This window comes from Allohahella marinimesophila (assembly GCF_039538005.1).
Classification (GTDB): Bacteria; Pseudomonadota; Gammaproteobacteria; order Pseudomonadales; family Oleiphilaceae; genus Allohahella; species Allohahella marinimesophila.
In genome coordinates, this window is record NZ_BAABBO010000009.1 from 449,267 (window position 1) to 471,107 (window position 21,841).

Sequence of the window (21,841 nt, forward strand, 5' to 3'; positions counted from 1 at the left end):
CCGTCTGGAGAAATAATGACAGCCTATCAGCCAATTCTTGATCTACCAAGCTTCTCGAAAGTGGACGCCAGCACCCTCGTCGAGGAGCTCAGAGCGCTGCTGGACGAGTGCCGGGCTGAAATTGCGCGCGTTATCGACTCCGGTCGCAGCAGCTGGGATGACATCGTCCAGCCGATGGACGAGTTGGCCAACAGGCTGAACCAGTTCTGGGCGCCCGTCAGCCATCTCAACGCCGTGCGTAACAGTGAGAGTCTGCGCGAGGCCTACAATGCTGCGGTGGAACTGTTAAGCGAGTATTACACCGAGCTCGGTCAGAACAAGGGGCTATACCAGGCCTACCAGGCGCTGGAGGACTCTGCGGAATTCGAAAAGCTGCCACAGGCCAAGCGCAAGGCCCTCGAGGACGCCCTGCGGAGCTTCAGACTGAGTGGCGTGTCGCTCGAAGCCGATGCGCAGAAGCGCTACGGTGACATTTCAAGGCGACTCGCCCAGTTGACATCGAAGTTCAGCGACAACGTGCTCGATGCGACACAGGCCTGGAAGAAGCCTGTGAACGACAAGGCCGTACTGGCCGGCCTGCCCGATTCTGCGCTCGACATGCTCCGGTCCGCTGCCAGCAAGGCCGACGACTGTGAAGCAGAATATCTGCTGTCACTCGAGTTCCCCTGCTATCACGCGATCATGACCTATTGCGATACACGTGAATTGCGCGAGGAAATGTATATCGCGTTCAGTACACGCGCATCTGACCAGGGCCCGCATGCCGGGCAGTTCGACAACACCGAAACCATGCACGAGATACTGGGTCTCAGGCAGGAAATGGCCCGACTGCTCGGTTTCGATACCTACGCCGAATACAGTCTCGCCACGAAGATGGCGGAAGACCCCCGGGCTGTTACCAGCTTTCTCGAAGAGCTTGCGGAAAAAGGCAGGCCCTTCGCCCGCCGCGAATTTGACGAGCTGCAGGCATTTGCCCGTGAGAGCGATGGCGAGCGAATTACCCAGGCGCAGGGTCTGCAGGCCTGGGACGTCGGCTACTATTCCGAGAAACTGCGAAAGTCACGCTATGATCTGAGCCAGGAGGCCCTGCGCCCCTACTTTCCAGCCGAGCGCGTCATCAAGGGCATGTTCAGCGTGGTGAGCAAGCTGTTCGGCGTACAGTTCGAGCAGGCCGAAGCCGGGGATTGCTATCACGAGGATGTGACCTTCTACCAGGTGAAGCGCGACGGCGAAGTCATTGCCGCTGTCTACATGGATCTGTTCGCGCGCCAGCAGAAGCGGGGCGGTGCCTGGATGGCCGATTATGCTGTCCGCTACGAGCGCCACGACCAGGATGGGGTGCGGCTGCAGCTTCCAGTGGCCTTCATGACCAGTAACTTCACGCCAGCCACTGACAACCAACCTTCGCTGCTCACCCACGATGAAGTCACTACACTCTTTCACGAGTTCGGTCATGCCCTGCACCACATGCTCACGCAGATCGACTGCTACGATGTGTCAGGGATCAATGGCGTTGCCTGGGATGCAGTGGAGTTGCCGAGCCAGTTCATGGAGAACTGGTGCTGGGAGCCAGAAGCGCTGGAACTGATTTCCGGGCACTACGAAACCGGTGAGCCGCTACCGGTAGACCTGCTGGACAAGATGCTGGCCGCCAAGCACTTCAACAGCGGCATGATGATGGTGAGGCAGATCGAGTTCTCGTTGTTCGATTTCCGTTTGCATCAGGAGTACGAAACGGGCTTTGATGTCCAGAAACTGCTCGACGAGGTACGGTCGAAGGTCGCGGTGGTGAAAGTGCCTGATTACAACCGCTTCCAGCACAGCTTTTCGCACGTGTTCGCCGGCGGCTATGCAGCAGGCTATTACAGCTACAAGTGGGCCGAGGTTCTGGCCGCAGACGCCTTCGACCTGTTCAGCGAGAAAGGCATTTTCGATGCGGAGACAGGGCAGCGCTTCCTCGAAAACATTCTGTCGAAAGGCGGTAGTGAAGAAGCCCTCATCCTCTTCAAGCGTTTCCGTGGCCGTGAGCCAAGTGTGGAAGCGCTCTTGAAGCAGTCGGGGCTGCAGTAGCACATGGTCAAGCGATTCATTGCCGGAGCCGTCTGCCCGCGTTGTGCGGCGATGGACAAGATCCGCGCCTGGACCAACGAGCAGGGCAAGCAGGTTCGGGATTGTGTTGCCTGCGGCTTCAATGAGGCCTTGAACGATCCACCGGCACCGGAGTTGCCAGCCAATCGCATGGAGGTCCGCAAGCAGCAGGATCAGGCAGCGAAGGCTGCAGTGAAAGAACAGCCGATCAAATTCTACAAGTTGCCGAAGCGGGATCCGAAGCCCGACTCATAACCCAGGCTGAGGGCAATCTTGTGTGCGGTGAGCAGGTTCACCAGATCGTTTTCCCTCAGGCGAAAGCAGCCTCCGGCATGGCGGCGTTTGCACAGGCAGTCGCAGTCATCACCGGACCCTTTCCGCGATGCGCCCGCCGCGATTGCGAGAGACTGTGCAAAGGCCCGACTGTCGAAGCCACTGGGCCCACTCACCTGGTTGATCAACTGATCGAGATCGTTCTCGCAAGCCATATCGACTTCATTGGCGAAGGGTTCTCCGACCAGCTGATGAACCAGCAGATTGGCTTCGTCATTGACGAAATGGAAGGCTTCGCTACGACCGAGGTCAGGATAGGTGTCGCGGAACTCCTCGACCAGGCGGTGGCAGCGGTACGCCTTGATCAGCAGACCACTCACACCGGATTGTCCGGTGACGGCTTCGGGAAGTTCGGTGAAGTATCGAACGCACTGCGCGCAAATGGCGCTGAGGAGTCCGTCTGGTTCAGCGTCGCGAGCAAGGCACTGGAGTAGCGCAGGCACCACTGAAATATACAGGCGCACGAATGCGCCAAGCGCAGCGCCCGCATCCTTGTCGGCGATGGAGATCCTGCCTGGCAACTGGCCCAGTCTTCGACCGATCCAGAGCTGCAGGCCGCTGGCTTCGAAATCTCTCCGTACACCGGAATTGATGATCTCGTCTACAACATCGAGCGTCATCCCGTGTTCCTTACCTCATGGTGAGCCATGACAGGGTCCGAACAGGATTTGAACTGTTTCTGAGACTCAAGCATGTGCACTCCTGAGTGTAGACTCAAGCCCGATAAAAAGGTAATTGCTGCCTGCTTCAGAATATGCTTATACTGGCCGCAAATAACCCCGTAGCTAATTGGTCAGTGCCAGTAGTTGTATTGATGCCCCCTAACTGATTGTCTTGCAAAGAGACGTCGATAGAGGGCAGCCTTGCGAAAGTTGTCGCTGTCGATACTCTCGGCTATGCGGAGTTGGAAGAACAATAACAGATCGCGCAGCGATGTCTGCTCCCGTGATTCTCGCCATCAAACTGGCGCAGGCTCGCGAGGACGGTGCATGCCCTTCATTTTTGTTCTCTCATCCGCAGTCGATCATCGATGCCAGCTAGTTGCGCCCGGGTTTCCAGGATTCAGCTATAGACTGTGGAGCTTGCATGACTGTCCTCTCACACCTCCGACGGCCCCGTCGGCTCTCGCTTGCCATCGCTGCGGCAGTGCTGGGTATGGTTCCCCTGGTTGCCAGCGCCGAATGGACGCTTAATATGCGGGAGGGTGTCACTGAGATCAGCCATAAGGTCTTCGACCTTCACATGCTTATTCTCTGGGTTTGTATAGCCATCGGTGTCGTCGTCTTCGGCGTCATGTTCTGGTCAATGTTCGCCTACCGCAAGAGCAGGGGCGCCAAGGCCAGCAAGTTCCACGAAAGCACCACCGTAGAAATTATCTGGACAGCCATTCCCTTCGTTATCCTCATCGGCATGGCCATACCAGCCACCGGTACCCTCATCGAAATGTACGATACAAATGATTCCGAGATCGATATCAAGATCACCGGCTATCAGTGGAAATGGCGTTACGATTACCTGAAGGAAGATTTCGGCTACTTCAGTGTGATGGAGACGCATCAGGACGAACTCTATAATCGCGCCGAGAAAGGCGAGCACTATCTTCTGGATGTCGATGAGCCAGTCGTCGTTCCCGTCGGAAAGAAAATTCGCTTCCTCGTGACCGCAGCGGACGTCATCCACTCCTGGTGGGTGCCTGATATCGCCGTCAAGCGTGACGCCATCCCAGGCTATATCAACGAATCCTGGACCCGTATCGATACACCCGGCACCTACCGTGGCCAGTGCACTGAATTATGTGGCAAGGACCATGGCTTCATGCCGGTGGTCGTCAAAGCTGTCGAGCAGGCAGAATATGACGAGTGGGTGCTGGCCAAGCAGGAAAAAGCCAAGGAAGAATTCGAATTGCAGAGCAAGGAGTGGACACTCGCTGAACTGACCGAGCGTGGCGAAGCGGTGTATGCGAAAAATTGTGCAGGCTGTCATCAGGCCAATGGTCAGGGCTTGCCGCCGACCTTCCCGTCGCTTGTTGGCCAGGGCCTGGCAGTAGGCGCCATCGAAGCGCATGCCGAAATCGTGATCAAGGGTAGCCCGGGTACATCCATGCCTGCCTTCGGTGGCCAGCTCAGCGATGTAGACATTGCCGCAGTAGTCACCTACGAACGGAATGCCTGGGGCAATGACCTCGGCGACATGCTCGAACCAAAAGACGTCAGCGGACTTAAATAAGCGGCCGGTTGGTCTGCAACAGGCTCAGGAGACAGGACATGAGTGCGGTAATAGATTCCCATCACCACGATGATCATCATCACGGCCCTGCCAAGGGGTTCACGCGCTGGCTGTATACGACCAACCACAAGGATATCGGTTCGATGTACCTGTGGTTCAGCTTCACCATGTTCCTGCTTGGCGGGTGTATGGCGCTGGTTATCAGGGCGGAGCTTTTCGAGCCTGGTCTGCAGATCGTAGCACCGAATTTCTTTAACCAGATGACGACCATGCATGGTCTCATCATGGTGTTTGGTGCGGTCATGCCAGCCTTCGTCGGTTTGGCCAACTGGCTGATTCCGATGATGGTAGGTGCGCCTGACATGGCGCTGCCACGAATGAACAACTGGAGCTTCTGGATCCTGCCGTTCGCTTTCAGTCTGATGGTCTCGACCCTGTTCATGGAAGGCGGTGGCCCCAACTTCGGCTGGACCTTCTACGCACCGTTGTCGACCACCTACGCGCCGCCGAGCGTGACTTTCTTCATCTTTGCCGTGCACATGATGGGTATCTCTTCGATCATGGGTGCCATCAACGTTATCGCAACCATCCTGAACATGCGTGCGCCTGGCATGACGATGATGAAGATGCCGATGTTCGTCTGGTCATGGTTGATCACCGCATTCCTGCTGATTGCGGTCATGCCGGTTCTGGCTGGTGTCGTCACCATGATGTTGACCGATATCCACTTCGGTACCAGTTTCTTCAAGCCTGAGGGTGGTGGTGATCCGGTGCTGTTCCAGCACGTGTTCTGGTTCTTCGGTCATCCTGAAGTGTACATCATGATTCTGCCTGCCTTCGGTATCGTCTCGCAGATCATCCCGACCTTCAGCCGCAAGCCCTTGTTCGGCTACGCCTCGATGGTGTATGCGACAGCATCCATCGCGGTACTGAGCTTCCTGGTCTGGGCTCACCACATGTTCACTGTCGGCATGCCGCTGGCAGGCGAGCTGTTCTTCATGTACGCAACGATGCTGATTGCCGTGCCGACTGGTGTGAAGGTCTTCAATTGGGTCAGCACCATGTTCAAGGGTTCACTGACTTTCGAGACGCCGATGCTGTTCTCGGTCGCCTTCGTGATCCTGTTTACCATCGGTGGCTTTTCGGGGCTGATGCTCGCTATGGCGCCGGCTGACTTCCAGTATCACGATACCTACTTCGTGGTGGCTCACTTCCATTACGTGCTGGTGCCAGGTGCGATCTTCAGTATATTTGCGGCGGCCTATTACTGGCTGCCCAAGTGGACTGGCTACATGTACGACGAAACGCTGGGCAAGCTGCACTTCTGGCTATCCTTTATCGGCGTCAACCTGACCTTCTTCCCCATGCACTTCGTGGGACTGGCGGGAATGCCACGTCGTATTCCGGATTACGCGCTGCAGTTTGCAGACTTCAATATGGTCGCCAGTATCGGTGCCTTCCTGTTTGGTACCACGCAGCTGCTGTTCCTCTTTATCGTGCTGAAGTGCGTCAAGGGTGGCAAGCGTGCTACGGCGTCCGTCTGGGAGGGCGCAGAAGGTCTGGAGTGGACAATTCCGTCACCAGCGCCTTATCACACATTTGCAACGCCACCGAAGGTCAACTGAGGTCAAGAACGTGAGCGAGAATAACGAACAGCCAGGCAACAGCACCCCACCGCGCTCCCACGCAGGCACGGTGCGCAAATTGCTGTTCGTCGTCGTCGCCATGTTCGGTTTTGGTTTCGCGCTGGTGCCACTCTACGATCTGTTCTGCGATATCACCGGTATCAATGGCAAAACCAACGGCCGTTATGAGGGTGAAATTTCCACTGCGGTGCCGGGCGAAGGTGAGTCACGCCGCGTGGTCAGGGTGCAGTTCACGACGAGTAACAACGCCAACATGCCATGGATCTTCAATCCGCCGGAAAACAAGCAGATGGACGTGGTCGTCGGCGAGCCGGTGCAGGTGGATTTCTTCGCCCGCAACCCTACTGATCGCTTTATAGTCGCTCAGGCCATTCCGAGTGTGGCGCCTTCCAAAGGTGCCGACTATTTTCACAAGACAGAGTGCTTCTGTTTCCAGCGACAGGAACTCGAAGCCGGCGCCGACACCCTGATGGGTCTGCGTTTCTTCATTGACAGGGACCTGCCTGAAGACATCAAGACCCTGACGCTGTCATACACAATGTTTGAGGTCCAGGATCATGCGGGCCTCTAGGTGAACACCGGAAGCGAAACAGTGGACGCAATAATAATCACAGCAATCGTCTGTCAACGAGATCAGGGAGTTACTCACGCATGAGCGCCAATTACGAATCCTATTATGTACCGGAGCAGAGCAAGTGGCCGATCATCGCCACTGTCGGTTTGTTTCTGCTGATGTACGGTCTTGGCTCTGTGCTCGTTGATCAAACCGGCGGCGCTGACACGCAAACCTCGTGGATCGTTTTCAGTGTCGGTGCCGCGATCATGGTTTTCATGTTCTTCGGCTGGTTCGGAGCCGTGGCAAAAGAGAGCATGTCAGGCATGTATAGTTCTCAGATGGATCGTAGCTTCCGTTGGGGCATGGCCTGGTTCATCTTTAGCGAAGTCATGTTCTTTTCCGCTTTCTTCGGAGCCTTGTTTTACGCACGCTTTCTGGCAGTGCCGTGGCTGGGCGGTGCAGGCGATGGTGCTATGAATACGTTGCTCTGGCCGGAGTTCCAGGCTGCCTGGCCGCTCATGACCAACCCGAATCCGGAACTGTTTCCCGGTCCGACCAAGACGGTCGACCCCTGGCATATCCCCTTGCTCAACACTGTTCTGCTGCTGGCCTCGAGTGTCACACTGACAATCGCCCACCATGCCATCAAGAAGGACAAGCGCGCACAGGTTATTATCTGGACGGCGCTGACCGTGCTGCTCGGCGCAGTCTTTATTGGCTATCAGGTCTACGAATATTATCTTGCCTATACCGAGCTGAATCTGACCATGGATTCCGGCATTTATGGCACTACCTTCTACCTGCTTACCGGGTTCCATGGTGTGCACGTTACGCTGGGCGCGATCATTCTGCTGGTCATTCTGATTCGCTACATGTTTGGCCACTTTTCGGCGAAGAGCCACTTCGGATTTGAAGCGGCATCATGGTACTGGCACTTCGTCGACGTTGTGTGGCTGGCCTTGTTCGTCTTCGTCTACGTCATCTGAGGCCATGCTCACCCGTCGCCCGCATCCGGGCGACAGACGTTTCAGGGCTGTGGGTTCAGAGTCAGGTGACCTGTGTACACCAGCACAACGATAAGCACCAATACCGCAATTGAAAAGCCAAGGCGATACCACAGCGCCTTGATAAGACGATCGCCCTCGCCAGCATCCTTGATGAGGAAGACCAGTCCACTGAACAGACTGACGATCGCCGCGATCACTAACGCACCTAGTATGAATTTCATGTATCAGACCACCTTTTTTTCGGCCAGTGTGGTCGAATTGCAGCGCCGTCTCCACACTTTTATGTTTTCGACATCTGCACAGGCATCGTCGGATCGGATCGAGCGGGCTCATCCGCCATGTCGCCGTTGATCGGCATTCTGCGTCAGCACTGGAAGATACTGCTATTCGCCGGATTCTTTACGCCCTTGTTCATCTATCTCGGCTTGTGGCAATTGTCGCGGAGCGATGAGAAGGCTGACCTGATGTCGCGATTGGAGGCGGGTAGTGAAGCTGAGCCACGCCTGTTCGACTGGCAGTCTTCAGACCGTCCCGAAGGCTTCACCAGATTGCGCATCAAAGGCGAATTTCTGCCCGATCGGCAAGTGCTCTACGATAACCAGATCTTCCAGGGCGCATTCGGATACCGGGTCTTCACCCCCTTTTGCGACCCTGAAACGCAGAGTTGCCTTTTAGTGGAGCGAGGATGGGTGCCTGGCGATGCCCGTCGTTCAACATTGCCCTCGGCTGAAGCTCTGTCGGTACCTGAGGGTCTTGTCGAGATCGTGGGGCAGGCGGATACTTTGCAGGCGGCGCCCCTGATCATGGAAAATACTGAAGCGAATGCGCGCAAGGCCCAATGGCCGAGGCGTGTGCAGATGATGGTCGATCCTCCAGCGCTGCTCGAGGGCTTCGCTGACAGCGCGTTCCTGGCAGATCGGCCAGCGTCACCATCAGTACTGCCCTGGGTGCTGCGTATGGCCCCGGAGTCCCCAGGCGGTCTGCAGCCATTCTGGACGCCGAATGTGATGTCCGCCGCCAAGCATACCGGTTATGCCCTGCAGTGGTTCGCCATGGCCATCGCACTGATGGCGCTGACTGTCTGGCAGTTGGCCCGCCGTGGGGACGACGACACTTACCCTCAGAACCTGGAACAGAAACATGACCGATAGTCACACCCCCTCAGTGGATCCCGCCGAAAACCAGCACAGCGCCCCACCGAACCGACGTCTGGGTCAGCTCAAGCTGCTGGCCTTGTTCAGTATCGCGCTGGCGCCCGTCTTTCTGGCGGCCTTCATGTATTTTGGCCAGGTCGGCGTGCCAGAGACCTCCACCAATAATGGCACCCTTGTGCTGCCACCTTTGCAGGCGGACACGGTGCCGGCGCTGTCCGAAATCTGGCAACGCGATTCGATGAAGCAGCCTGATGACAAGCCCAAATGGCTGCTCAGTGTCATTGGTGATTCGGCCGCGGGACCAGCAGAGGCACTGGAGCGTGATCAGCCTGCCCTCTACATCGCCCGTCAGGTCACTGTCGCCGTAGGCAAGGATCAGGATCGTATAGGGTATGGCTGGCTGCAACAGGGTATGACCGAAGCCAGCCGCGGTGAGGCGCTGGCCGAGTACTCGAAAATTCAGCTCGTGAGCATGGGAGCCGAGGCGGAAATTGCCATTGAGACCTGGCTCGGCGGCGCCGGGATCGACCCGCAGCCTGGGGACTTCGTGCTTGCCGACCCGAATGGCAATTTCATCATGTACTATCCACAGGCGACTGATGGCAAGGCCATTCTTGAAGATCTCAAGCGCTTGCTCAAAGTCTCGAAAATCGGCTAAAGCCGTTCCTGTCATCATTCAACACGAGTAGTCCAATGACATCGCCCCGACACTCCAGAGTCCTTCGCTATCTCAGTGTGTTCGCACTGTGTTTCGCCATGCTGGTGATCATGAAAGGTGCTTATACGCGGCTTGTGGATGCTGGCCTTGGCTGCCCTGACTGGCCGGGGTGCTATGGCATGCTAGGCGTGCCCCAAGCCACAGAGGACGTTGAGCGTGCCGAAGCGCTGTATCCTGACTCGCCAGTAGAGGCAGACAAAGGCTGGCCGGAAATGATCCACCGCTACATTGCCGCCACGCTGGGCCTGTTCATTCTGATCATGGCCGGGCTTTCGCTGAAGCAGCAGCGACCGGGTATGAAGGGGGGCGTGCCAAATATCTCGCTTCATGCGTCAGCGCTGCTGGCCATGGTGATACTGCAAGGGCTCTTCGGGATGTGGACAGTGACGCTGAAGCTCTGGCCGCAGGTGGTCACGGCACACCTGCTCGGAGGATTTGCGACCTTGAGTCTGCTGGCATTGATGTCATGGCGTATATGGGTGCCGACCATCACTGCTGCCCACAATCAGTTGGCTGCAGCTCGTCGACTGCGACCGCTGATCGTACTGGCCATCGTCGTGCTCGTCGTTCAGATCGCTCTTGGAGGGTGGATGAGCGCGAACTATGCTGCTCTGGCCTGTGTGGACCTGCCGACCTGTCACGGCAGCTATTGGCCCGCCATGAACTTCAGTCGTGGCTTCGATTTTACCCAGCATGTGGGTCCAAACTATTTGGGTGGCATGCTGGATAGCGAGGCTCGAGTGGCCATCCATTTCACTCATCGGGTCGGCGCGATTGTGACGACGCTTGTGTTGTTGTGGCTGATTGTCGGTGTTTATCGAAATGGTCAGCCGATACTCCAGCGGCTGGCGCTCGTTGCCGGGGTGCTTCTGACCATTCAAGTGGCCTTGGGCATCACCAATGTGCTCGCGTTCGTTCCACTTTGGAGTGCGGTGCTTCATAATGCCGTGGCAGCGCTGCTGCTGGTCTGCCTGTTTTCGATTCTTTATGTTCAGACGGTACTCCAGCCTTCAGCGTCGCTGGACCATAACAAAGACAATATGCCAAACCAAAGCGGGACATATTCTTCATGACAGTGCACGCCAGTTCAGAACTCATAGACGACACGCTACAGCGACCTGAAGGGGTTGGCGCGGCGCCTGCGCGTGCGGTCTGGAAAGATTATCTCGAGCTCTGCAAACCTCGCGTCGTAGCACTCATGTTGCTGACATCCGTCGTGGGTGTCCTTCTCGCTCCCTTTGAGGCATTCCCATGGACCGCCATGATCCTGGGTAATCTGGGAATCGCGCTGATGGCGGGAGGTGCGGCGGTCATCAACCACGTCGTCGACCACCGAATCGACTCGATCATGGCGCGAACGCGCATGAGACCTGTGGCCCAGGGCAAGATTCCGGTCAATCGAGCAGTGACTTTTGCGGTCCTCATCAGTGGCGCTGGCTTCGCCATCCTCATGGGCTTCGTGAACAGTATCACTGCCTGGTTGACCTTCGCTTCGCTCATTGGCTATGCCGTGGTCTACACCATGTTCCTGAAGCGGGCGACGCCACAGAATATCGTGCTGGGCGGCCTCGCAGGCGCCGCGCCACCCCTGCTGGGCTGGACCGCAGTTACAGGTGAGGTGTCCGGCCATGCACTGCTGCTGGTGCTGATCATATTCGCCTGGACGCCACCGCACTTCTGGGCGCTGGCTGTGCACCGCAAGGCTGAGTACGCCCAGGCTGAAATTCCCATGCTGCCGGTTACTCATGGCGATGCCTACACCAGACTGCATATTCTGCTGTACACCTTCATCCTGCTGGCCATTTCCATGCTGCCTTTCATCACCGGCATGAGCGGCTGGTTCTACTGGGTATGCGCCCTGGTGCTGGGTGGGCGTTTCATACAATGGGCTGTCTGGCTGCTGAGAGACAGCAAGCCGCGCGCTGCCATACTCACATTCAGATTTTCAATCACTTACCTGATGCTGCTTTTCGTGGCACTCCTCATGGACCGCTATATATTCGATGCCTTCTTATACTGATCCTCTGCAGCTTTACTCCAGCGTCAGCCAGGGCCTGGCCCGCAGCTCCAACGGCTTCCTGAGAAGGCAGCTCAATTTACTGGAAGCTCCGGCGAATGCGGCTGGGCTTGCAAATATCACCGACATTGACCCGAACGAGGTTGATCCCGAGACGCTTGGCATTAGCCGGGACGGCGTTGAGAGCATCTGGGAGGCCACTACAGCGCTGTACCAGAGTGGTACCCAGCCGGCCGTCACCCTCTGCATCCGCAAGCAGGGCAAGCTGTTGATGCATCGGGCCATCGGTCACGCAGCATTGCCGGAATCAGGCGATGCCGAGTCCGCGGCGACCGCGGGCAGTCGAATCCGCCTCGACACGCCGGTGTGCATCTTCTCGGCCAGCAAGGCCGTCACCGGGGCGCTCATCCACAAACTGGTGGAAGACGGAGAGATAAGCCTCAGTGATCCAGTGAGTTTCTATCGTCCTGAATTCGCTGAACGCGGCAAGGGTGATATCACCATTCATCAAATTCTGTCGCATCGTGGCGGCATACCTGGCCTCCCGGCCCACGAGCCGGTCGAGACGCTGTATGATGATGAGCGGGTATGGCGCCTGCTCTGTGAGGCGAAACCAATTGCTGTCGACGGTGGCAAGCTGGCCTACCATGCCATCACCGGCGGATTCGTGCTGGCCAAGGTTCTCGAAAAGGTGACCGGTAATTCGATACAGAACTACCTCGACACACATCTTCGCAAGCCCTTGGGCATGAAGTATTTTCAGTACGGACTGGCTGAAGAGTTCAGGGACAAGGGCGCCGTCAACGTGGCCGCGGGACCATCGACGCCCTTTCCATTATCCCTCGTGGTCAAGCGAGCACTTGGCGCAAGTTTCAAGGAAGCTGCCAGAATCTCCAATGGCGAGCCCTGGCATAACGCGGTCGTGCCCGCAGGAAATATCTACTCGACAGCAGAGGAGACTTCACGCTTCTTCCAGATGCTGCTTCAGGGTGGGCGTTGGAATGGACAGCAGGTGTTGTCAGAACGCTCTGTACAGCGGCTGACTGAGGAGGTGGGTACCTGCAGTATCGATCGCACCATGCTCATTCCGATGCGCTACAGCGCAGGCCTCATGCTTGGCGCTGACCCTGTTGGGCTCTTTGGTCCGTTTTCGAAGCAGGCCTTCGGACACATCGGCCTGATCAACAAGTTCTGTTGGGCCGATCCCCAGCGCAATATCTCAGTATCACTGCTGACGACCGGCCTCAGTCTGGTGAGTCACCATCTTCTGCCACTGGGTCTTATTCTCAAACGCATCAACTCGGTGTGCGAGCGAAACGACCAGCGCTGATGTTCACGGTGCCATGTCGATGGCACGAGACGTTACTGGCCCCAGCTACCGCTCTGTTGATCCACGATCGCGATGGCATTGCGGAGTGTTCTGTTCAGCCGCACTTGCGTGTGCGTCCGCTCCACAAGCTTGTTCACATTAGCGAGCAGTCGATGTAGCTTTGGGCTGACCTGACGAATGACATCGGTGATCATCTCGTAAGGATAGTGATGATCCTGAATGCTCAGCTTGTTCAGCTCATTCAGCTCGCGGTGAAAAACGGTGAGGATATCGTAGATGATGTCTTTGCTCTCGAGTGTCGAGGCCTCCCAGTAAGCATCGTCGAGCACATCGATCAGGGACTGAAACTCGAGACTCGCATCAGTGATTCGGGCAGGTGACGCAGACATACAGACCTCTGGGTGATCGTGACTGGAACAGGCTGTTTAAAGCATAGCAAAGTTTACGATCCGCGAGGCCGTCTGGCCTCAGTCGATGGCTGGCAAAGCGCCAATCCTGTCGCCGGTCAAGGTCCCAAGATATAGCGTACCGTCATCAGCTTCCTCGACAGAAGTGATTTCCCAGACATGTTCACCGCTCGGATCCTGCAGGCTGGCAATGATGTCCCCCTCCTCATTCAGGCCGAGCACCGCGCCATGGCGAGCGGCCTCGGGCTGCAGACTCTCGGGTAGCGCAGCCATCAGTTCCTTGAGGACAGGATAAGGGTGAGCATTGTCCAGCGCGCTGTTTCGGGGCGCGAACAGCGCTACCCAGTAGCGACCGTCACTCCCACGGGATATGCCATCGGGGAAACCCGGCAAGCGGTCGGCGAAGACCTCTGATTCGCCTTTTTTCGGGCCATCGAGCCAGTATCGGGTTACCCGGTAACGGAATGTTTCGTTGACCAGGACCGACTGCTGATCCGCTGTCACGGCTACGCCGTTCGCAAAGTACAGCTTATCCAGCAATAGCGAAAGTCGCTCACCCTCGGCGGCAGCGGGATCATAAGCGAACAGCCGTCCGCGAGGACGGGCCTCGAGTATTTCCAGTTGTAGCTCGTCCATGTCACGGCCTGAGGAGGCATCCGAGAAGTAGATGACGCCATTGGCCGCAATATCGACATCGTCGACGAAATTGAGCTGCATCGGTCCGCCTCTCGGCGCGAGGGTTTCAAGTGCCAGCGTGTCGAGATCCAGTCTCAAAAGCCCACGTTCAGCGTCGGCGATGACGAGTCGATCCTCCGTGTCCAGCGCCAGGCCGAGTGGATGGCCACCGGTATCGGCCAGGACTTCAATGCGTTCGTCCTTGGCAATTCTTATGATTTCGCCATTGGCCATGCCGGTATACACCAGCCATTGTTCACGATCGGCCTCACGCACAGGATGCACATCCTCAGCACCAGCCAACTTACCGCTGGCCAGAACTGGAATCTGTTGCAGGCTCTCGGTCTGAGGCGCCTGTTGTGGTGACTCAGGGTGCCAAGCCAAGGCATTGATGGGCGCGTTCAGCCACAGGGTTGTCAGGAACACCAGCGCACACAGCACGATGGCGAGCACGAATAAAGCAACAGAACGCATGACACTACTTTCCTTCAATGGCAGGATGAATCGCGGAATGGTAAACATTGTTCAAGCAAAGAGGTAGCGTCCATGGAACTTCCACCAGACTTTCTGAATAAACTGGATGACGAGGCGAAAGCCAGCTTCCTTCAGGACATGGTGCTCAGAACCAGTGAGGCTGACGCCTATGGGGGCGATCTGGACAAGGACTGTGCCCGACTGGAGCGGGACATTCGCGCCGGCCATACCATCGTCAGCTTCGATGCCGAATCAGAGACCTTTGCCTTGCTGGCAAGGGCCTGAGATTCGGAAGATGTCTCGGCTTCAGTTGTTTTTCGCGCTATCGTCCAGCAGGTCCACGAGTGGCTCGTACTGAAAGCGCTGAAGCATCACGATGTTATTACTGGACGGGCCCTGAGGCGGTGTATTCGCCGGGATTTGCTCCAGATACGCCGTGACCGGCCGCTGACTCTCATACTCGAGGTGCCAGCACCAGGACGCTGTCAGCCGGCTCTCGTCAGTATTGATCGGGCAGCCGAGGTTTGGCCGGCAGACCGAGGTCAATCGATCGCCACTATAGTTGAAACTTGCCAGCTCAACCGGGGCCACGGCCTCAGCGCCAGCGGGCAACAAGCTGCAGGCTTCCTCGGTGTCACTGAAGATGATGCCGATAGGATTGAAGCCGAACAGATCGCTGAACTGCGGTGCCAGCTGGTTGAGGCCTGCTTGCACGCTTTCGGCGTCGAGGGTTGGTGTCTCGACGATACGTTGAAAGCGTTCGGCGGCACCGGCTGGCTCCTCCTCCGGAATGGCCGCTTCCACCTTGCGGGCTGAAACAGTGAGGTCTTCGAGCTTTTCAAGTGGCGCATCGCTGGTGGCTGGGCCGCCCAAGAGCTCGCTGCGCACCGAAGGGTTCGCCAGCGATACACTGCGATCTGCCTGCATGCTGATACTCAGCAGCTTCAGTGAGGTCGGCTCATCGCCATCGACAGCTTCGTAAGCGCGCGTGACCCGATACACCCTGAACGGTGACAGCTGAATAACGCTTTCGTTAATGATTCGGCCAGCGACGTCGAAGCTGAATCGCCATAGATAGTCGAGGCAGCCCGTCGTAGCTCCAGATGGATTGCGACTCGTCTCCTCGGCTTCGACATAGTAAGTGCTGTAGGCGGCGCAGGTCTCGCCCTCACTCCCGAGGCGCACCTCCCAGGTGTTGGGGTCGTCAGGGCGCTGGCCAAGGTCGGAATATCCTTCAAACAGGCGATTTGCGAAGTCTCTCGTGTTGACTGACACCCGCGCGCCGGACACAGCCGATTCCACGGCCGGTTTCGGTTCCAGGTAGCTGACGGCTACTTCAGGGTCCGGTGCCGGGCGAGCTACCTCAGTAGATTCTGGTCGGAAGGTTGTATGCGGCTGAAAGCCGAATATGGGGTGAGGCAGAAACTGCAACTCGATGGCACCGAAGACATTCTGCTGAAGCACCCGTCCAAATACACCATAGGTGAAATCGGTTTCGGCAAAGCGCTCGCAGGCCAGGTTGGCAGTATCCTCACAGGTCTCGATCATATTAACGCCGCCTGCAGAAATTGAAGACAGGCTCACTGTGTTGCTTTCCAGGTCGTTGCGACTCGAGCTAGCGGCCAAATTGCCGGCAAACCACTGGATTTTGCTGATGGCGAGGGGAGTGTCGACGCCAAGCACCATGCGCATGTGTCGTTCGATACGTCGAAGCGGCATGCCCAGCAGATTGCCTGGCGTTCGAACTTCTTCGGCATAGCGATTGGCTACAGGGAGCCAGAGGGCAACATCCGCCAGCAGCGCCAGATGACTGTCGCGGACTATTTCCGGCGGTATCCTGTCGATGACGTCCCGACTGCCTTTTGTGGGACTGCCGGCTGCCTCGACCAGCTTTTCGGTCTCTGCCTGAAGCGCCTTTGTTATGGCTTTCGAGTAACCATGCAGGCGCCACTCCGATTCCGCTACGTAGTCCCGCAAGAGGTTGGTATTGAGCTCGAGCAGGGCGCTGACAGCTGTGCCTGCCGTCCGAAAATCAAGTGGCACATAGGCGGGGTCTGCGGCATTGGCCTCCGCCTGCTGGTTGATATACGCAGCCGTCAGCGTGCTGAAAGGCGTGATGAAGCGCACGCCCGGCGGCGCCTTCAAGGTGTAGGAGCGCAGCACAAGACCCGGTGCCTCCTCTTCCGGCGTCGCAGCATTGAAAGCGATAAGATCTTCATCGACGACCTTGCCAGATTCGACGAAGGCCAGCAGCGGATACGCCGCTGGATTTTCGATGCCCGCCAGCTGCGCCTCGGTGAAGGAAAACAGACCGAACTTGCCGGTCTCGGCCGAGGGTTCGTTCACCTCGTAATCATTATTCCCGTTCAGGTCCATCCAGACGAAGGCATTTCGAAGATAGCCATCGATGACACGACCGTCGAAGATGTTGCCTTCTGGCAGTTCATCTTCTGGGTCAAGTGTCGCTGAGCCGCCCTTCTTGCTGTCATCGCTGCAGCCCGCAAGGACTGTGGTGACAGCAAGTGCCAGCAGGATAAGTCGCACCGGACGACTATAAGACAGGGCTGAGCGGAACATCGGCTGTTCGGTGATTGTCATGAACTGAGGCTCTGGAATGGTGCAGTAAAATGGAGTCATGGGATAAGCCAGCTGCCCTGGCCGGGCCAGCAGAATAAACGCAGTCGGCTATGCTGAATCAGAGGATAGTCAGCCGCATCAGTCGCTGGTTTCGTAAAATCTGTATAGCTGTCAACGCTATCAACAGAGCATGACGCCTGTCTATGATCGGGTTAACGTATTGATCATCTATTCAGCCAAACACTCGTTTATTCCACGATTCGGAGTTCAACATGCAGACTGAAACCATTCCTCTCTGGTCTCCGGCACCGGGTACGCGCCGGGAACTGCAGGTTTACCGCTTTGGTGAAATCGGTTCGAAGGGCCCAGTGGTCTATCTTCAGGCCGGTCTGCACGCTGACGAATGGCCAGGTCTGCTCGTGCTACAGCATCTTATCCCATTGCTCGCATCGGCAGAGGCCGATGGACGGCTCAAGGGGCGGGTGATCCTGGTGCCCTTTGCCAATCCTGTCGGCATGGCGCAGAACATTTTCGGTTACGTCACAGGGCGCTTCGACCTGACCGGACGGGGTAACTTCAATCGGAATTTCCCCACCTTCAATGTCGGTGAGTTTGAGATTGATACCTTGCCTGATGACCTGGGGCCAGGCTTCCGGAATTTCCTGCAACAGTCGCTGCGTGCACGATCCCCTGACAATGAGACTGATTATCTGAAACAGCTCCTGCTGGGCCTGGCCCTCGAAGCTGACTACGTGTTCGATCTTCATTGCGACGACTACACAGCCGCCCATGCGTATTGCGCCGATTTTCAGCAGACTCAGGCTGCCGAGGTGGCTGGCATGCTTGGCTTCACCCATCTGTTCACTGAGCCGCTCGAGGGCGTCATCGCTTTCGACGGCAGTGCCCTCAAGCCCTGGTACGATCTGCTGTCGGCCACTGGTAACACACAGCTCGAAGCTGAAATGCCCCTGACGATGACGCTGGAGTATCGTGGTCAGATCGATGTCGATGATGTGCTGGCAGAGGATGATGCCGAGCGACTCATGAGCGTGCTTGGCCATTTTGGGGTAGTGGACGAGGCTCCCGCTGACTCGAGAACCTGCGACGTCGAGATTTCGCCGCTGCAGGCAGTCGACACGGTGTATGCCCCTGAAACCGGCTTGCTCGTGTTCAGAAGACAGCTCGGTGAACGGCTGAAGACTGGTGAACACTATGCGGATATCGTGAGAATTGATCAGCTACCGCCAGATAACCGGCTGCAGTTGCGCGCGCGCACGGATGGCATCCTGATGGGCCTGAGCCATCGTCGCCTGGTCAGGCCCGGGGACCAGATTGCCAAGGTGGCGGGCTCCGCTGCACTGGCTCATCGCCGACCCGGATCGCTGCTACAGATCTGATAGGGCCTGGTCTACGGCGCTGGTGAAACTGGCGGCGTCCGGGCTGGTTTTGCTCGGAAAAGTAGCCACCACGCGTCCGTCTCGTGCGATGACGTATTTGTGGAAATTCCAGCGCGGCGCCTCGCCAGTCGTCTCGATGAGCCAGCGATGCAGCGGGTTCGCCTTCGGGCCGGTGACATGCGCGGGTTCCGTCATCATGAAACTCACGCCATAATTTTTGAAGCAGATCGTAGCCGTCTCGGCCTGGTCGGCCGACTCCTGATTGAAGTCGTCGGAAGGAATACCGATAATCTCGAGCCCCTCTCCCTTGCGGGCCTCGTACAGCGCCTCCAGCGCTTTGAATTGCGGGGTGAACCCACAGAAGCTCGCGGTATTCACCACCACGAGCGCCTTGCCGGCTGCGCGCTCACACAGATCAATGATCTGGTCGCTATGGAGTTGCTGGAAGGTTTGCTGCAGATGAGGCTTGCATTCGACGACTGGCGGGCTGTCCAGGTCTGTCTGTGCGTGCACAAGTGACTGAAAAAGCAGAAATCCTGTCGAGAGGGCTGACAGCATTGTGATCGCACGCATCGTATACTCCCAGAAACTAGCCATCATCGCCGCGCTGTAATACAGTTCGGCCTCGTCACTCATGAATGAGTTGCTTCGGAGCCAGTATGAACCCCCAGACTTTTGATGTCGCCTCTTCCGTTTTGGCTTCGACTGCCAGACTCTGGCGCGGCACCATGGCTTCCCCCAGGCCGCGAGGTGAAAAGCCGGAGCTGCATCTGTTCGACCGTGAAGGCTGTATCGAATGCCGGCTGGTCCGTGAGGCGCTTTCGGAGCTGAATCTCGATGCGCAGATCTTCCCCTTTCCAGAGCGCGGACAACGCTATCTTGAGGCGCTCAAGGCGCACTCGGGTAGTACTCGCGTGCCGTTCCTGTTCAACCCCCAGACAGACAAGGGTTACGCCGGCGCGAGCGAGATTGTGAATTTTCTCTTCGATACCTATTCGCGTCGCAATGTGCCACTGCCGCTCAGGGAGGGGCTGATCAGCCGCTGGATGTCTCACGCTGCTACAGTCATTCGGGGTAATCGCGGGGTCAAGGCCACGCCTTCGCGACCGGCCGAAAAGCCGCTCACCCTGTACAGCTTCGAGTCCAGCCCATATTCGCGCCTGGTTCGTGAGCGCCTGACAGAGCTGGAGCTGGGCTACACCTTGATCAACCTGAGCAAGCAACAGATTGCTGATCTCGGTCCTGCTACCCAGCGCTTGCACCTTGGTAAATATGAACCGCTGCCTGGCAGCAAGCGAGAAGCTTTTCTGCGCAAGCATGGTCGGGTGCAGGTGCCTTATCTTGAAGACCCGAACACGGGGGTGTCACTGTTCGAGTCAACGAAAATCCTGCAATACCTGAACGACCAGTATGGTCGTGCCTAGCCAGGCAGAGAGACAGTGTGATGACGGAGAATGCATTGAAGCTCGATGACAGCACGCTGGCGGCGGGTGACGCCCACCAGGTGGACGAAGCGATGTTGCAACAGATGGATCATCGCTACCGGGTTGCCATGATCAATTCGATCAGTGGCTACAAGAGTGCGAACCTGATCGGCACGGTAGACGCTGATGGTCAGACCAATGTTTCGATCGTCAGCTCCTGTGTGCACCTGGGCGCCGACCCGGCATTGATCGGCCTGGTGATCAGGCCGCATTCGGTCGATCGGCATTCACTGGAAAACCTTCTGAGCACTGGCTATTACACCATTAACCATGTTCACGTCGAGATGATCGAGGCCGCTCATCAGACTTCAGCACGCTACGATAAGACTGTGTCTGAGTTTGCAGCGACTGGTCTGACCGAGGAATGGGTCGAAGGCTTCACCGCGCCCTTCGTCGCCGAATCACGAATCAAGTTCGGCGTCAGGTTCAGGCAGCACATCCCGCTTGAAATCAACGGTACCGAGTTCATCATCGGACAGATCTGCCACATCGTCGTGCCTCGCGGCGTGGTCAACCCGGATGGCTTTCTGGATATTGAAGCCGCTGGCACAGCTGCGGTGACGGGGCTGGACAGCTATCATCGGGGCGAACGGCTGCAGCGCTATAGTTACGCCAAAACGGACCGCCCGCTGTCCACCGTTGATGTTCCCACCAGCGCCTCAAAAGACTGAGACAAGGCGCCAAGCTGTTCAATATCGACCGCATCCGTAAACAACAGCACCGTGGCAATGACGGCCAGCGTCAACATGATGATGGCGATGAAGAGCGCTGGTGAGCGCTTCTTCTCGGGCGCCAGGTCCGCAATGGGTTCACGATCACTGACCACAGCATCGAAATTGATGTCGTGTGGCCGCTCGGCGGCCGGCGGTACAGGATGTGCAGACGCATTCGACGGCTGTTGACCAGCTTCCTCACGTGGCGTCGAGGCAGAAGCACTCCTCGACTTTTCCTTCGACAGATTGCTCACTACCGCCGGTATCGGGCGAATCACGGTCTTGCCATGATCGTCATCAGGCCCTTCGACTACAAAGGTCACTACATCGAATTTGAGCTTGTCGCCTGGGCGTGCCCGACCCTGTGTTATGCGCTCGCCGTTCAGGAACGTGCCATTGGTCGAACCGAGATCCTTGACCAGTAGAAACTGACCGGCGACCTGAAGCTGGGCATGCTGGCGTGAAAGATGAGATACCGGTACGGCGATATCAGCGGCCTCATCCCGGCCGACGATCGCAACACCGTGAATCGGGTAGAGTGGCTGCTTGGCCCAACTCGCATTCGTGCGCAGGCCCCATAGGGCCTGACCCTGTCTGACCGACTGCCCGCTCTGCTTTTGCAGATTGGGCGAGGTGGCTTCGGCGCTGCTAAATGGTTTGGCATCACTGCCGGCATCGGCTGCGCGAAGCAGTTTGATCTTGACTGTCCCGATCACGATGACGTCATCAGGTTTGACGATGACGGCCTTGCGCACTTTCTTGCCATTCAGACCGGTCCGGTATTCAGGATGTTTATTGATGAGGTAGACGTTGCCGTCTTTCAGTCTCATCTCAGCATGAAAAGGCTGCACGCTCTCCTGGCGCAGGCGAATCGAATTCTGCTCATCCGAGCCGATCGTCATGTGAGCATTCACCAGCCACACCGGGGGTCTGCTTCCATCAGTAAAGTGCAGTTTCAACATGCCTTGGTCCTGTGTCATGTCGTCAAAATTGGACGCCTAGTCAAGAGTATAGAATCAGCTGCCAGTTTTGCAGCGCT

The 21,841-nt window shown here is 57.2% G+C and carries 22 protein-coding genes; 15 read left to right on the forward strand and 7 right to left on the reverse strand.

Annotated elements, in window-relative coordinates:
* The first annotated feature begins 15 nt into the window (after positions 1-15).
* The gene (locus ABD735_RS10725) at positions 16-2,070 is read left to right on the forward strand and encodes a M3 family metallopeptidase (protein WP_344806166.1); all 2,055 of its coding nucleotides are present in this window, start codon (positions 16-18) and stop codon (positions 2,068-2,070) included.
* Positions 2,071-2,073: 3 nt separating this feature from the next.
* Positions 2,074-2,343 (forward strand): YheV family putative zinc ribbon protein, encoded by a 270-nt coding sequence (locus tag ABD735_RS10730; RefSeq protein ID WP_344806168.1) that lies wholly within the window; start codon positions 2,074-2,076, stop codon positions 2,341-2,343.
* On the opposite strand, the gene ABD735_RS10735 is transcribed toward ABD735_RS10730, so the two are convergent.
* The gene (locus ABD735_RS10735) at positions 2,304-3,041 is read right to left on the reverse strand and encodes a hypothetical protein (protein WP_344806170.1); all 738 of its coding nucleotides are present in this window, start codon (positions 3,039-3,041) and stop codon (positions 2,304-2,306) included. The two genes, ABD735_RS10730 and ABD735_RS10735, sit on opposite strands and share 40 nt — an antisense overlap.
* A gap of 466 nt (positions 3,042-3,507) precedes the next feature.
* Between ABD735_RS10735 and coxB the strand changes: the two genes are divergently transcribed.
* The 4 genes from coxB (at position 3,508) to ABD735_RS10755 (ending at position 7,835) form a co-directional block, all read left to right on the forward strand.
* Positions 3,508-4,647, forward strand: a complete 1,140-nt coding sequence (gene coxB, locus ABD735_RS10740) for a cytochrome c oxidase subunit II (RefSeq protein WP_344806172.1) — start codon at positions 3,508-3,510, stop codon at positions 4,645-4,647.
* 38 nt (positions 4,648-4,685) lie between these two features.
* Positions 4,686-6,272: a cytochrome c oxidase subunit I gene (gene ctaD / locus ABD735_RS10745; protein WP_344806174.1), complete on the forward strand. Its 1,587-nt coding sequence runs from the start codon at positions 4,686-4,688 to the stop codon at positions 6,270-6,272.
* 10 nt (positions 6,273-6,282) lie between these two features.
* Positions 6,283-6,864 (forward strand): cytochrome c oxidase assembly protein, encoded by a 582-nt coding sequence (locus tag ABD735_RS10750; protein ID WP_344806176.1) that lies wholly within the window; start codon positions 6,283-6,285, stop codon positions 6,862-6,864.
* Between the two features lie 80 nt (positions 6,865-6,944).
* The gene (locus tag ABD735_RS10755) at positions 6,945-7,835 is read left to right on the forward strand and encodes a cytochrome c oxidase subunit 3 (RefSeq protein ID WP_344806178.1); all 891 of its coding nucleotides are present in this window, start codon (positions 6,945-6,947) and stop codon (positions 7,833-7,835) included.
* Between the two features lie 41 nt (positions 7,836-7,876).
* Here ABD735_RS10755 and ABD735_RS10760 read toward each other — a convergent pair whose 3' ends face one another.
* Positions 7,877-8,077, reverse strand: a complete 201-nt coding sequence (locus ABD735_RS10760) for a DUF2909 domain-containing protein (protein WP_344806180.1) — start codon at positions 8,075-8,077, stop codon at positions 7,877-7,879.
* A gap of 117 nt (positions 8,078-8,194) precedes the next feature.
* Here ABD735_RS10760 and ABD735_RS10765 point away from each other — a divergent pair, with 117 nt between their 5' ends.
* From ABD735_RS10765 to ABD735_RS10785, 5 genes are read left to right on the forward strand one after another with little or no spacing between them, the layout of a single operon-like run.
* On the forward strand, positions 8,195-9,007 hold the full coding sequence (locus tag ABD735_RS10765; protein ID WP_344806182.1) for an SURF1 family protein: 813 nt from the start codon (positions 8,195-8,197) through the stop codon (positions 9,005-9,007).
* Entirely contained in the window at positions 8,997-9,668 is a 672-nt protein-coding gene (locus tag ABD735_RS10770) for a hypothetical protein (protein WP_344806184.1), read from the forward strand. Before ABD735_RS10765 ends, ABD735_RS10770 begins: the two co-directional genes overlap by 11 nt.
* 35 nt (positions 9,669-9,703) lie before the next feature.
* Positions 9,704-10,801: a COX15/CtaA family protein gene (locus tag ABD735_RS10775; protein ID WP_344806186.1), complete on the forward strand. Its 1,098-nt coding sequence runs from the start codon at positions 9,704-9,706 to the stop codon at positions 10,799-10,801.
* Positions 10,798-11,748 carry a heme o synthase gene (gene cyoE, locus ABD735_RS10780; RefSeq protein WP_344806188.1) on the forward strand — a complete coding sequence of 317 codons (951 nt, stop codon included), beginning with the start codon at positions 10,798-10,800 and terminating at the stop codon, positions 11,746-11,748. The genes ABD735_RS10775 and cyoE overlap by 4 nt, the downstream gene beginning before the upstream one ends.
* Positions 11,732-13,075 carry a serine hydrolase domain-containing protein gene (locus tag ABD735_RS10785; protein WP_344806190.1) on the forward strand — a complete coding sequence of 448 codons (1,344 nt, stop codon included), beginning with the start codon at positions 11,732-11,734 and terminating at the stop codon, positions 13,073-13,075. Before cyoE ends, ABD735_RS10785 begins: the two co-directional genes overlap by 17 nt.
* Before the next feature lie 32 nt (positions 13,076-13,107).
* Here ABD735_RS10785 and ABD735_RS10790 read toward each other — a convergent pair whose 3' ends face one another.
* Positions 13,108-13,464 carry a hypothetical protein gene (locus ABD735_RS10790; protein WP_344806192.1) on the reverse strand — a complete coding sequence of 119 codons (357 nt, stop codon included), beginning with the start codon at positions 13,462-13,464 and terminating at the stop codon, positions 13,108-13,110.
* 78 nt (positions 13,465-13,542) lie between these two features.
* The gene (locus tag ABD735_RS10795) at positions 13,543-14,631 is read right to left on the reverse strand and encodes an SMP-30/gluconolactonase/LRE family protein (RefSeq protein ID WP_344806194.1); all 1,089 of its coding nucleotides are present in this window, start codon (positions 14,629-14,631) and stop codon (positions 13,543-13,545) included.
* Positions 14,632-14,703: 72 nt separating this feature from the next.
* Between ABD735_RS10795 and ABD735_RS10800 the strand changes: the two genes are divergently transcribed.
* On the forward strand, positions 14,704-14,916 hold the full coding sequence (locus ABD735_RS10800; protein ID WP_344806197.1) for a hypothetical protein: 213 nt from the start codon (positions 14,704-14,706) through the stop codon (positions 14,914-14,916).
* A gap of 21 nt (positions 14,917-14,937) precedes the next feature.
* Here the strand turns inward: ABD735_RS10800 and ABD735_RS10805 are convergent, their stop codons facing one another.
* Complete coding sequence (locus ABD735_RS10805; RefSeq protein WP_344806199.1) at positions 14,938-17,229, reverse strand: hypothetical protein; 2,292 nt, start codon at positions 17,227-17,229, stop codon at positions 14,938-14,940.
* Positions 17,230-17,480: 251 nt separating this feature from the next.
* Between ABD735_RS10805 and ABD735_RS10810 the strand changes: the two genes are divergently transcribed.
* Positions 17,481-18,605: a succinylglutamate desuccinylase/aspartoacylase family protein gene (locus tag ABD735_RS10810; RefSeq protein WP_344806201.1), complete on the forward strand. Its 1,125-nt coding sequence runs from the start codon at positions 17,481-17,483 to the stop codon at positions 18,603-18,605.
* On the opposite strand, the gene ABD735_RS10815 is transcribed toward ABD735_RS10810, so the two are convergent.
* The gene (locus ABD735_RS10815; protein ID WP_344806203.1) at positions 18,594-19,241 is read right to left on the reverse strand and encodes a glutathione peroxidase; all 648 of its coding nucleotides are present in this window, start codon (positions 19,239-19,241) and stop codon (positions 18,594-18,596) included. The genes ABD735_RS10810 and ABD735_RS10815 overlap by 12 nt on opposite strands.
* Before the next feature lie 23 nt (positions 19,242-19,264).
* On the opposite strand from ABD735_RS10815, the gene ABD735_RS10820 reads away from it, so the two are divergent.
* Positions 19,265-20,029 carry a glutathione S-transferase N-terminal domain-containing protein gene (locus ABD735_RS10820; RefSeq protein ID WP_344806205.1) on the forward strand — a complete coding sequence of 255 codons (765 nt, stop codon included), beginning with the start codon at positions 19,265-19,267 and terminating at the stop codon, positions 20,027-20,029.
* A 20-nt stretch (positions 20,030-20,049) separates the two neighbouring features.
* Positions 20,050-20,760, forward strand: coding sequence for a flavin reductase family protein (locus ABD735_RS10825; RefSeq protein WP_344806207.1), 711 nt, complete (start codon positions 20,050-20,052; stop codon positions 20,758-20,760).
* Here ABD735_RS10825 and ABD735_RS10830 read toward each other — a convergent pair.
* A complete protein-coding gene (locus ABD735_RS10830; RefSeq protein WP_344806209.1) occupies positions 20,697-21,764 on the reverse strand; it encodes an FHA domain-containing protein in 1,068 nt (355 codons plus the stop codon). The two genes, ABD735_RS10825 and ABD735_RS10830, sit on opposite strands and share 64 nt — an antisense overlap.
* Positions 21,765-21,841 lie beyond the last annotated feature (77 nt).

Bases quoted from the DNA above. Each gene is read 5' to 3' on its own strand.
- ABD735_RS10725 (WP_344806166.1), top strand. From the start codon at position 16: ATGACAGCCTATCAGCCAATTCTTGATCTACCAAGCTTCTCGAAAGTG.
- ABD735_RS10730 (WP_344806168.1), top strand. From the start codon at position 2,074: ATGGTCAAGCGATTCATTGCCGGAGCCGTCTGCCCGCGTTGTGCGGCG.
- ABD735_RS10735 (WP_344806170.1), bottom strand. From the start codon at position 3,041: ATGACGCTCGATGTTGTAGACGAGATCATCAATTCCGGTGTACGGAGA.
- coxB (WP_344806172.1), top strand. From the start codon at position 3,508: ATGACTGTCCTCTCACACCTCCGACGGCCCCGTCGGCTCTCGCTTGCC.
- ctaD (WP_344806174.1), top strand. From the start codon at position 4,686: ATGAGTGCGGTAATAGATTCCCATCACCACGATGATCATCATCACGGC.
- ABD735_RS10755 (WP_344806178.1), top strand. From the start codon at position 6,945: ATGAGCGCCAATTACGAATCCTATTATGTACCGGAGCAGAGCAAGTGG.
- ABD735_RS10760 (WP_344806180.1), bottom strand. From the start codon at position 8,077: ATGAAATTCATACTAGGTGCGTTAGTGATCGCGGCGATCGTCAGTCTG.
- ABD735_RS10765 (WP_344806182.1), top strand. From the start codon at position 8,195: ATGTCGCCGTTGATCGGCATTCTGCGTCAGCACTGGAAGATACTGCTA.
- ABD735_RS10770 (WP_344806184.1), top strand. From the start codon at position 8,997: ATGACCGATAGTCACACCCCCTCAGTGGATCCCGCCGAAAACCAGCAC.
- ABD735_RS10775 (WP_344806186.1), top strand. From the start codon at position 9,704: ATGACATCGCCCCGACACTCCAGAGTCCTTCGCTATCTCAGTGTGTTC.
- cyoE (WP_344806188.1), top strand. From the start codon at position 10,798: ATGACAGTGCACGCCAGTTCAGAACTCATAGACGACACGCTACAGCGA.
- ABD735_RS10785 (WP_344806190.1), top strand. From the start codon at position 11,732: ATGCCTTCTTATACTGATCCTCTGCAGCTTTACTCCAGCGTCAGCCAG.
- ABD735_RS10790 (WP_344806192.1), bottom strand. From the start codon at position 13,464: ATGTCTGCGTCACCTGCCCGAATCACTGATGCGAGTCTCGAGTTTCAG.
- ABD735_RS10795 (WP_344806194.1), bottom strand. From the start codon at position 14,631: ATGCGTTCTGTTGCTTTATTCGTGCTCGCCATCGTGCTGTGTGCGCTG.
- ABD735_RS10800 (WP_344806197.1), top strand. From the start codon at position 14,704: ATGGAACTTCCACCAGACTTTCTGAATAAACTGGATGACGAGGCGAAA.
- ABD735_RS10805 (WP_344806199.1), bottom strand. From the start codon at position 17,229: ATGACAATCACCGAACAGCCGATGTTCCGCTCAGCCCTGTCTTATAGT.
- ABD735_RS10810 (WP_344806201.1), top strand. From the start codon at position 17,481: ATGCAGACTGAAACCATTCCTCTCTGGTCTCCGGCACCGGGTACGCGC.
- ABD735_RS10815 (WP_344806203.1), bottom strand. From the start codon at position 19,241: ATGAGTGACGAGGCCGAACTGTATTACAGCGCGGCGATGATGGCTAGT.
- ABD735_RS10820 (WP_344806205.1), top strand. From the start codon at position 19,265: ATGAACCCCCAGACTTTTGATGTCGCCTCTTCCGTTTTGGCTTCGACT.
- ABD735_RS10825 (WP_344806207.1), top strand. From the start codon at position 20,050: ATGACGGAGAATGCATTGAAGCTCGATGACAGCACGCTGGCGGCGGGT.
- ABD735_RS10830 (WP_344806209.1), bottom strand. From the start codon at position 21,764: ATGTTGAAACTGCACTTTACTGATGGAAGCAGACCCCCGGTGTGGCTG.